The following is a 9,967-nucleotide window of genomic DNA, read 5'->3' as shown; positions in this document are numbered from 1 at the left end:
AAGCAAATTAAATGGGGAATCAATAAATAACAATTTTAAATTTTTAATTTTTTCTTTCTAATAATGAAGATTACTGCAGCTCCGATAATTAGTACTCCTACTACCGAAATAATTATTGGGAGTTTACTAGATTTAGACTCATCTTCATCTAGAATTGAAGAACGAGTTGCTTCTTCTTTAATATTATCATTGTTTTCATTTGTAATATTGGTATCCATGTTATCTTCCTTGTTTTCAGTAGAAGGGTCGTTTTTATCAGAACTTTCTTTTTTCTGCTCAGTTTCCATTGTGCTTTCTTTTGTTTTATTATCATTTTTATCAGTAGATGTATTACTTCCTTCCTTTATCTTTGTTACAGAGGCAACAACTTTATTTTCCTCGTTATTGCTTCTATCGGAAGAACTACTTTGACTTGATTTTGATGAACTATTGGAAGAAGAACTGCTGTTTGTTTTTTTACTTTCTGAATTATTGCTTGTTCCACTTGATTTTGATAGATTAGTTGAGTTGCTTTTACTAGAACTCGATTTTGAAGTATTAGTTGAGTTATTTTTACTAGTATTGGTATTGCTTGAATTTTTACTACCTGTAGAAGTAGAAGGTTTTGTTGCTTTATTATCAGAATTCGGTTGTGTAACCGGTTTGGACTCTGGTTTAGGCTTTGGTGCAGGTTTAGGGTCTGGTTTAGGCTCAGGCTTTGGTGTAGGTTTAGGTTCGGGCTTTGGCTCAGGCTTCGGTGTAGGTTTAGGAGTTGGCTTAGTAGCAACCCTGTTAATATAAACCGTTAATTCTGCATGAGTGTGTTTATCTGAAAAAACGGGTACTATAAACTTTTGACCACTTTTTGTTACAGATTGATGAACCCCACCAAAAATATTAAAAGTATCTGCAGCCTTTGCATAATATCCATACACTATATCTCTGCATAATCCACTTGCATTTGCTGGGTTAGCTTGTGTAGCCTTATCTGAATTAATTGTCATGCTACAGGATGCTAAAGGTAACTCATCTGCAAGCAAATGCACTGGTTTTAATACTCCTAAAATTAGTATTAATGTTAATAACGTTATTACTCTTTTCATATAAATTTCCCCTCTCAATTTTTTTACTTTATTTTTTGTCCTTTATAAACGAAAAAAAGCGATCCAATGGGACGTTTTAATGGATCAGAGTATAATCACCCTAATCAACTTCTAAAACATAGTCCCAAAGAACCGCATCTTTTTTCATTAATCGAATAGCCATTGATGGCACAAAAAATAAAAAATAGTATTGATATGCCTTAATTATACCCGGTTCTTAAGATAATTTCATTATAAAAGTAAAAAAAATTGGTTGTTTTAACCATGTTCACTGTTTATATCGGATAATTTTGGAATATTAAAAGAAAAAACCATACAATTAGCATGGTTCTTTTATCCTGTTATTTATTTTTATACTCATAAACCGCTGCTTGTCGTATCATTGCAAGATCTCCTTTGAACCAGCGGGGGCTTTCAGTAGTTACAATGGCAATTACACAAGGACCTTCTACGTTTTCGAATACCTGGTAGTTATCGTTATAATATACAAACGGATAGGTCCTGGATATACTATCATCAATAAATTCTAGATGAACTAAGTACAATTCTTTCTGAAAAAAAGAGTTTGCGGTAGGTGTATAAACATAGCCCTGAGAACTTTTAAGTTTTAAATTATTATTTAAACTATTTTTAAGATTTTCTAATGATTTTTCTTTATCAAAGATTATCTTTCCTTCAGATAATGCAGCTGGATTAATCGCAAGACCAGCATCATGAACTGCTAATTCTAAAGAGTTCTTTAATTGTCTAGAAGCGGTTTTGTCTGTATCTAAATTAAGCTGTAATTGCATAATTAATGCAAAAAGTAGTGCAAATAATAAAGTTCTTAATGTTGTACTCATTATATACTCCTAATATTCGCTTAAGATTTTGGTGCTTTTTGAAATAGTTCTAGGACCTTGGTTGAATATATTAAGAATAAATATAAAAGTTCGTGGCACTTCAATAGTAGCTTCTATATATTCGTTTCGAGGGGTTAATTTAGATGTTCCTGTGATGATAATTTTAGATTCGTCAAAGTTATAACCCTCTACTAGAGTTTTTTTCATTTCCTTAATAATTTCTGGTGTTAATCTGCCTTCAATAGATGCTTTTTTTGCTCCTTCAGTTAAAGTAACTTCAATTGCTTCACGATGCATACTATCAATTGATGCTAATATTGGTGTGAATATAAGGTTTACTGTGATAAACAATACCATCCATTCGGCTAACGTTCTTGCCATTTAGAACACCCCTTTGAAAAAATCAAAGGAGCGGTAAACTCCTTTGACTGTAAATGTTGATCTTTTAATTATTACTAGATACACCAGCACCAGTAGGAAGGTTGCTTTGTGCTCCGTTAATTTTTGCGGAATAAGTAGTAGTATTTGAACCTACTAGATTGTATCCGATGAAGAATAAGAATGCGCTAATTGTTACTACTGTAAGTCCGATTTTCAAGAATTGAGCTAAAGTTGTGTTCATTTTTAAAATTCCCCTTTTACAATTTGATTTTTATTTGATGTTCATTTTGTAGCATATCTTGATACTGATTGTTTTTTGCTTTATAAGCATTAAATGAGGTTCCTAAAATTAAATAAGTCATAATGGATACAATTGCTGCCATCATCATAAATGTTAATAGTGATTTATTCATAATAATATCCCCTCGTTATCCACCGCTTTTTGCAGTATATAGAGCCATAGAATCAGAGAAACCAGATAATTCCTGATACAAAGCTACAAAAATAAATGTACTTATCACAATGGCTGTAATGGCGACTTTCATGAAAGTACTTAGCGACGTATTTATTGTTGGTCACCTCCTTAAAAGAATAATAGATTCCACCTTTACATTTGTGATTTATCTAATATAGCTATTACCATCATTACTACTACAAGTACAAAGTTTAATATATGAATAAAATGTGTAGCTTTGATAGGAATTTTTAATAGATCTGTTGTTATTTTTCTTTTTCTTCTGTAATTTTCAACTTGTTTTTTTGCAAATGTTCCATGCATTCCATTTAACTGTTCAAGTGCGGTCTCTCTTTTCATACTGTCTAGATTTTGTAAAACTCCGATTAGCGCCTCGCTGGGTTTAGAATCTAAGTGTTTAGAAAATTGTTCTAATGCTTTACTTGGTCCATCACTAGTCCATGAACTTAGTAATTCCGTTAACGGTTTTTGTAGCAAATAGAAAAATGGCTTTATATTTTGCAAAATACTATAAGTATTAAGACGATGGACAGTCATCATTTCTATTTCGTTAATGATTAAATCATAGAGCATAAAAATCTCTGAATGTAATTTCGATGTTTGATAGTCAATGGTTCTTTTCATGATATAAACAAATAACGAAATAGGATTACTAGGAAGAGCGAAAACAAATAGAAGTAATATAACAGCAGCCTTTGGTGCAAGATAATCCATATTCCCTAATAAAACCGGAAAAACTATGTAATAAAGAACTAAAAATGCTGTTACTGAATATAGAATTAAATAGTATTTAATACCATTTAGTCCTAATGGATACTTTGCTTGTTTAAACCATTCCTCGGCTTTAGAATTTTTAGCAAGTCCTAAAATAGAGTTCTTATTTTTTTGTAAATTGCTTTTGAACCGTAAACGGTGTTGCATTCGTTCAGATGTTGAGTTCATTCCCAAATACACTAAATATCCTGAAGTAAAAGACAGAACAATCACAACTAAGTATTTAAATACATCTATGTATTTAAATAATAGAACTTCTGATTCCATAAAAATTTTACTCCTTTCCTTGTTATAGGTCGTTTTTAGGATGTTTTAAATAAATTGAAATTATAAGTGAAAAAACAGTCCCTACTACGGAAAGGCAAAAGGTAAATAATGTCCATTTTTCTCCAAATTGAAGCTTAAACCAATCCTGTGCTCCACTTGTAAAATAACCTAATAATAGTGAGCCAATAAACAATGGAACCGTTAGGAATCCATCATAAATAGATTCAACAGTTAGAGATTGTTCTTCTTCTAACATTTCTTCTGTATCCTCTATTTGTTTTGTTAGAACTAAGAGGGAATGTAATACGTTTTCTTTATACTTATAGCCTTTTAAAATAATACTTCCTAATCTTTTTGACCAATTGGTTCCAGTTGTATAAGTGAAAACTTGAATGCTATCTCTCAATTCTTGTTCATTTCGAGATAACTGAAGATCAGTAATTAAGCGAACTGTTACTTTTCTTAAACTTTTATTCTGTATTTCGTTTTGCATGGCACTTAAAGCGTAATAAATATCATATTTATTAACACTATAGGCTTGGGTTAGTTTCTGAACCATACTTAGAAATTCTGTACTCATGACATATCTCAATTTGTTTAATTTTATCCTTAACATTAAATATGGTACGGTCATCAGAAGTAACCCGAATAGTAGGGCGATAACAAAATCTTTTATTAAATAATAGATAAAAGCGAAACTAGTCAAACCAAGTAATGAGGTGAATAGGAGAAATACTCCAGTATCATTGTCACTACGATGATTACTTGTAGTTCTTATTAATAAGCTTATGTGTTTAAAAAAAGGGTGCTTATAAGTATGCGATTCAGGTGAAGCATTACCACTTTTGATTCTTCTTATTCGATACTTATAATTAACTTCTTGATACTTTATTTTGACTGAATCCATCATAATCTGATAGGAAATATAAAGCCCAGAAACGATTACGATGGAATAGAGAACGTAATTGATACCAGATTGCCAAAGCCATTGAAAATTATTCATTTAAAGCACCATCTAATAAATCATTAAGAATATTATCCTTTTGTCTCTCGTATTCGCTCATTGGAAAAAGTTTTTCTTTCTTCTTTAGATGATTTAATAGAATTTTAGTATCCTCTACACTTTCTTCAGCCATTAGATATAAAAGTTCCTTACTTATGTTAGAAGAATAATAGTATTGTCTGCTTATTGGGTGGTAGCGAACGAGATCTTGTTCTTTTGGTTTTTTTTCGATTTCATCCCATATAATTTCTGTTACACCGATAACCCTTTTCTTTCTTCTATCTCTTTCCGCGCTCAGGGAAATGACCAAGTCAATATTTCTCGCTACCCTCTCTTGTTCGTTATCAAATTTCCGATTGGGAAATTCATCTAATAAATGTCGGGTAATCTGAGCAACGATATTTTTAACGGCTGTTAAATGGTAAGTAGAAAATGCACCGCGTTCTCCTCTTTCACAAGCTTGTAAGTACCCCTCAGTTTCTAGAGAACGAATTTCCCCAACAGTAATATAGTCATGTTCCATACGAAGAAGTCTTGGTACGGCATGATGTAGGTCTCCTTCTGTGGCCTGAACTTCATAAATTAAACGATCTTTTAAATCCTCGGTTAGATTTAATTCAAAATGTTTTTCTAATACTGCAATTGTGTATTCAGGTGGTCTTTCGCGTATCATAGACTTCATAAAAGTTGTTTTTGCAGATCGAACTCTTCCAGCAAAAATGGTGTTAGCCATGCTTCTTGATAAGGCTCGATAAAAAGGAACATCATCTTGTGGGATTGTTCCTAATCTTGCTTGTTCTTCTAAACTGTTATTTTTAATTACGAATCGTCTAAATACTATAATGTCTAGTTTAGTTCTAGGATTCATCATCATGGTGATTCGCGAACCATCTTCTCGTTCTATTTCCAGTTCTGGTTGCTGCTCATTAATCAGTGCTTCTTTTGTTCTTATTTGAAAAGCTTTTTTTATACGATTTACGACTGCTGTACTTTCAAATTCTTCTGGTTGTTTTTGAAAATAACCATTTTTATCGATCCATAATTCTGTCCCTCTGATAACAGCTGATTCACTATTAGGTTCCTTATCCCATTTATGTAGAATACTTACGCCCCATACTTCATGGAAAATAGCTTCTGGTAAAGAATCATAAAAAGAGGGATATTCATCGGACGTAATATTCTCTTTTTGTAAGACTTCGTTTATTTTTGTTATAAAGTAAGATATAGCTTGTTTGTCACCAATAACTGCTTGGTGCTGTCTGTTTAACCAAACATCATCACTATTTGAATCTTCGTTTATTAAAGAGGAAGATTGATCATTTTCTACAGATTCAGCTATTATGATACTTTGTAGCTCTTCTTTAACTTGGTTACAAATTAAACGAAATGTCTTTTTTCTTTCATAGGTAGTTACAAAATCTTTTTTTAACCCTTTTTCCTCAATAGTTTTAGATAACCATTGGGAAGGCTCAAACTCACTTTCTAATCCTAATGATTGTTCTGTATCATTTTTAGCTGCATTTGAAGTCATTTTTTCGCCTCCATTTTACCGGTTAAATATAGATAAAAATCCTTTTTTATCTTTGTGCGTCTTCATATCTTCTTTTTCTGTTAATTTAGCTTCAGCAATTATGACATTGGCTAAAACATCTATTGGCTTGTTATAGCTACTATCTGAAAAATCGTATAGTAATTTTTTCTCAAAAGTAGCAATGGATCCTAGCTCCTTCATATCTGGTATTGTGACAACTCGATTCATATTTAGTTCTTCCTCAAGTTTTTTTTCGCTTATTAATGCATTCGCAGGTTGGAATTTATTGATAACAAGCATAAAATCATCATTTTTCCCACCAGAAGGTTCAATTATTTGTTGGTATAGATAAGGATAATATCCTCTATAGCCTTTCTCTTCTTGATTAGTAACAAGAAATTTCATATTACTACTTAAGTAAGCTTGTGCTGCAAGTGCAGAATCAAAGTGAGTGCCCGAATCGATTAAAATTACATCAAATAACTGTTGAGCTGTTTGAATCAAATGTTCAATTTCATAAGGTTTATAAAATCTTTGCATTTTAATATCGCGGTTGCCGGCCAAATGATAAAAGGAATCATGATAATAAATAGCTTCGGATAACCTGTTTATCGTTAAATTTTTGACATTGAGATCTACTTTCAAATCATTTAAATATTGACCCTGATACAAGTAAAAATAATCGGCTGGATCCCAACTATTTAAACTCAAAACTAAAACCTTTTCTTTTACTTTGAGTGATAATGCTCTTCCTAAATTTAAAGTAGTAGAGGAAACACCAGCACCATTATGTGTGCCAAATATGCCAATGATTCTCTTTGATAAATAATCATCTTTATTCGTTAGGTTATTGATACAGTATTCAACTACTTGAAGTTCTGTAGAATATTCATGAATAAGGGTTACTTTATATGCTGCACATAGTCTTGTAATTGTCTTAGTAAATTGTTCGCTCTTGATTTGACTAGGCTTAAAATACATGGGAATAGAGGGATATTTCTCTCTAACTACTCCTATGTTATTGATGTCAAATGAATCTCCATCTAATAAAACAGCATCCATTTTTTCCTTATTTGAATAATCAATATTGCCCATATGAGCATGGAGGTTGTCCATTTTGTCAATTAGTTCTTTGTAGATAGAGTTTTGACTAAAAATTAATATTTCCATTACATGTCCTTCTCCCTATTGATAAGTTATATATAATTTTGCTCCTTTACCGAGCACTTCGTTCATTAACTTTTTAAAGTCCTCTTCATTTAAAATAATCTCCAAATCACTTATGCTTGAAGTAGCATTAAGTCGTTTATCCTCTTTGTTGTTTTCTGATGATGAGATTACCTCTTTATTACTCGAATCTTTTACATAAACAACCTTTATTGATTTTAAGAACGGTTCACTTTCCATTGAATTAGATATTTTTTCGATCTGTTCTTTTGTATCCTCAGAGCTAGTAGTAGATGGACCATTTTTATTTAAATTTGTAGTTCCATCGTTATAAATCAAATAAATATTAACGGTATCTTTTCTTCTTAAAGAACCAGGCATTGCATAAATCATTTCTTTCGTTATAGGGCGAATAGCTTCGCCTTCCTCTTCATTTGGTAAAAGTTCGTCGTAATCTATCATTGTTTTACTAAGAAGTGAATTCCCTTGGATAATTTGATTAGCATCTAATCCAATAATTTCATCCACTTCTGCAGGTAGGATGACGTCATTCATTAAAGTTTGTTTAGGTCTACGTTCTATCAGTATCTTATCTTCTGTAATAGGTTCATTTTTTAATATTTCAGAAGAGGGCTTAATCACTACAACCTCTGTTGAATCAATTCGTACTCGTAAAAATTGATCATAGAATAAGGTTAAACCGATAGCTGATACACCTACCAATAGACCGCTGATTATTTTGATGGAAGGTCTTTTAAAGAAATTCATTCGTTTTGATTACCTCCTGGATTCGTTTTTTCTATCTTAATTTTTCTATTGAAGAGTTTGTTTAATATCCCGCTTGCTTTAGTTTTCAAGAGTTTATTAGGAAGTAAAAGTTCTAATATAGGTACCAAAAGTTCATTTACTTTGCTTTTATAATCCTTATAGTCGTTAAGGAATATCCCTTGATACTGTGCTTCATATACATCTTCATCTTCAAAAGAGGGAATTATAGAGATTAATTTATCTTTAAATAAATCTTGAATTAAGGGATTTTTCTTTATTTTTTCATTGAAACGATTACCAATGATATGTGTTTTCTCAGATTCGATAAGGCTAGAGAATAGTGGATTTTCACCAAGCCCTTGAAGTTGGGTGACATCTGAGTCAAGAACAATGAATAGATGATCTGCTATCTCTAATAAATCAGTGACTACCTCATTGTCTAAGTTGCTACCAACATCAATAATCGTTACAAGTGATGAATTAGTGTAGAGTAACTTTATATAATCCTCAAAGCTAATTCCTACTGGTTCCTCACTTAAAGTGGGATTATGACATATAAGTTCAACACCATCACGAAACCACTCTGTTTGAATATCTGAAGTATTCTCTTGTTGTGCACTCCACTTATTTACGTAATTTGGAGCAAATTCATGGCCATAAAAACGGTCATATGTATAGGGATTTAGCAAGGGATCTTCCACATATAATGTGCTAACTTGGTAATTTGCTATGCTACGAGCTAATATATGTGAAATAAATGTTGTACCATTGCGTTGGTAAAAGCTACCTACAAGGATAGTTTTCTTCCTAACTGGAACACCTACTACTTTTTCACTGGGTGCATTATGTACGTGAATTGAGTATTCCCTTTTTATGACATTTTTTTGAACGATTCTTTGTACGATAGTTTTTTCTTTAGTGTTTTTTTCTTTGTGTGTTTTACCGTTCTCATTTTCGTTAACAGATTCCTCTTCCGAATCTTCTTCCAGTAGAGAGGGAATCACTTCACCATCGATACTAAGAGAGTTATTGATAAAACGTGCTACTTCTGCGAATGAGACTTTCCCTTTTAACTGGTTTATAAATTGTTCAATATCTATTCTTTGGGTATTGAATATATCAAGTACTCCCATACTAACTAGTCGAGAAAGAAGCGGATCATTGCTTGATCGTTCGCATAGGAAAACAATTCTTAATGCGTCGTCGAAATCAAGTCGGAGTTGTTTTATAATACTTAACAGCTCAATATCTTTATCTTTTTGATTTTCTTGCATGGATTCTAAATAAGTATCATGCACAATTAGTATTGAAGGAGTTTCTTCTTTAACAATTTCATAGAGATATTTTCGATGTAAAATTTCTTGTTTACTTAAAGTGAAATCTTCAGGATACTTTGAAAAGGTCTCAATTAAAATCTTGGTATAGGTTTTATCACCTACCGCTATAAGAACCTTCTTTGTCATACTAAAACTCCTTTAAAACAAAAAAACACCCGAACACAAGGCAATTACAAAGAATTGTCTTACATTCGGGTGCTTCCCGTTAGTCATTATATTAATTTGCGTATTTTCGGTATGAAAGTCTTCTAGAATCCTAGAAGACATTTACATTTAAAAGAGAAAGATTGACGACGATTCAATCTTTAAAATTATAGTATCATGTTACTACTCCACATTC

General features: G+C 31.8%; 11 protein-coding genes. All 11 read right to left on the bottom strand.

Going from position 1 to position 9,967, the window contains the following annotated elements; genetic code table 11:
• Nucleotides 1–35: 35 nt before the first annotated feature.
• A complete protein-coding gene (locus tag F9279_RS25140) occupies nucleotides 36–1,082 on the bottom strand; it encodes a hypothetical protein (RefSeq protein ID WP_016205130.1) in 1,047 nt (348 codons plus the stop codon).
• Nucleotides 1,083–1,423: 341 nt separating this feature from the next.
• Nucleotides 1,424–1,924 (bottom strand): hypothetical protein, encoded by a 501-nt coding sequence (locus F9279_RS09175; protein ID WP_016205131.1) that lies wholly within the window; start codon nucleotides 1,922–1,924, stop codon nucleotides 1,424–1,426.
• A gap of 9 nt (nucleotides 1,925–1,933) precedes the next feature.
• Nucleotides 1,934–2,305: a hypothetical protein gene (locus F9279_RS09170; protein ID WP_016205132.1), complete on the bottom strand. Its 372-nt coding sequence runs from the start codon at nucleotides 2,303–2,305 to the stop codon at nucleotides 1,934–1,936.
• Between the two features lie 64 nt (nucleotides 2,306–2,369).
• A complete protein-coding gene (locus tag F9279_RS25135) occupies nucleotides 2,370–2,546 on the bottom strand; it encodes a hypothetical protein (RefSeq protein WP_162837589.1) in 177 nt (58 codons plus the stop codon).
• Between the two features lie 16 nt (nucleotides 2,547–2,562).
• On the bottom strand, nucleotides 2,563–2,718 hold the full coding sequence (locus tag F9279_RS25130; protein ID WP_193224519.1) for a hypothetical protein: 156 nt from the start codon (nucleotides 2,716–2,718) through the stop codon (nucleotides 2,563–2,565).
• Between the two features lie 194 nt (nucleotides 2,719–2,912).
• Nucleotides 2,913–3,821, bottom strand: a complete 909-nt coding sequence (locus F9279_RS09165; RefSeq protein ID WP_016205133.1) for a hypothetical protein — start codon at nucleotides 3,819–3,821, stop codon at nucleotides 2,913–2,915.
• A 22-nt stretch (nucleotides 3,822–3,843) separates the two neighbouring features.
• On the bottom strand, nucleotides 3,844–4,824 hold the full coding sequence (locus F9279_RS09160; protein WP_152112365.1) for a hypothetical protein: 981 nt from the start codon (nucleotides 4,822–4,824) through the stop codon (nucleotides 3,844–3,846).
• Nucleotides 4,817–6,355 (bottom strand): ATPase, T2SS/T4P/T4SS family, encoded by a 1,539-nt coding sequence (locus tag F9279_RS09155; RefSeq protein WP_016205135.1) that lies wholly within the window; start codon nucleotides 6,353–6,355, stop codon nucleotides 4,817–4,819. The genes F9279_RS09160 and F9279_RS09155 overlap by 8 nt, the downstream gene beginning before the upstream one ends.
• A gap of 15 nt (nucleotides 6,356–6,370) precedes the next feature.
• Nucleotides 6,371–7,525 (bottom strand): ParA family protein, encoded by a 1,155-nt coding sequence (locus F9279_RS09150; RefSeq protein ID WP_016205136.1) that lies wholly within the window; start codon nucleotides 7,523–7,525, stop codon nucleotides 6,371–6,373.
• Between the two features lie 15 nt (nucleotides 7,526–7,540).
• Nucleotides 7,541–8,290 carry a hypothetical protein gene (locus F9279_RS09145; protein ID WP_016205137.1) on the bottom strand — a complete coding sequence of 250 codons (750 nt, stop codon included), beginning with the start codon at nucleotides 8,288–8,290 and terminating at the stop codon, nucleotides 7,541–7,543.
• Nucleotides 8,287–9,753 (bottom strand): hypothetical protein, encoded by a 1,467-nt coding sequence (locus F9279_RS09140; protein ID WP_016205138.1) that lies wholly within the window; start codon nucleotides 9,751–9,753, stop codon nucleotides 8,287–8,289. Before F9279_RS09140 ends, F9279_RS09145 begins: the two co-directional genes overlap by 4 nt.
• Between the last annotated feature and the right edge of the window lie 214 nt (nucleotides 9,754–9,967).

Source organism: Bacillus sp. B1-b2 (genome assembly GCF_009183415.1).
In the GTDB taxonomy this organism is placed as follows: Bacteria; Bacillota; Bacilli; order Bacillales; family Cytobacillaceae; genus Niallia.
This window is presented reverse-complemented; position numbering and strand designations above follow the sequence as displayed.

Excerpts from the sequence above, each read along its gene's own strand:
- F9279_RS09145 (WP_016205137.1), bottom strand. The coding sequence starts at position 8,290 with ATGAATTTCTTTAAAAGACCTTCCATCAAAATAATCAGCGGTCTATTG.
- F9279_RS09155 (WP_016205135.1), bottom strand. The coding sequence starts at position 6,355 with ATGACTTCAAATGCAGCTAAAAATGATACAGAACAATCATTAGGATTA.
- F9279_RS25135 (WP_162837589.1), bottom strand. The coding sequence starts at position 2,546 with ATGAACACAACTTTAGCTCAATTCTTGAAAATCGGACTTACAGTAGTA.
- F9279_RS09160 (WP_152112365.1), bottom strand. The coding sequence starts at position 4,824 with ATGAATAATTTTCAATGGCTTTGGCAATCTGGTATCAATTACGTTCTC.
- F9279_RS09175 (WP_016205131.1), bottom strand. The coding sequence starts at position 1,924 with ATGAGTACAACATTAAGAACTTTATTATTTGCACTACTTTTTGCATTA.
- F9279_RS09170 (WP_016205132.1), bottom strand. The coding sequence starts at position 2,305 with ATGGCAAGAACGTTAGCCGAATGGATGGTATTGTTTATCACAGTAAAC.
- F9279_RS09150 (WP_016205136.1), bottom strand. The coding sequence starts at position 7,525 with ATGGAAATATTAATTTTTAGTCAAAACTCTATCTACAAAGAACTAATT.
- F9279_RS09140 (WP_016205138.1), bottom strand. The coding sequence starts at position 9,753 with ATGACAAAGAAGGTTCTTATAGCGGTAGGTGATAAAACCTATACCAAG.
- F9279_RS25140 (WP_016205130.1), bottom strand. The coding sequence starts at position 1,082 with ATGAAAAGAGTAATAACGTTATTAACATTAATACTAATTTTAGGAGTA.
- F9279_RS25130 (WP_193224519.1), bottom strand. The coding sequence starts at position 2,718 with ATGAATAAATCACTATTAACATTTATGATGATGGCAGCAATTGTATCC.
- F9279_RS09165 (WP_016205133.1), bottom strand. The coding sequence starts at position 3,821 with ATGGAATCAGAAGTTCTATTATTTAAATACATAGATGTATTTAAATAC.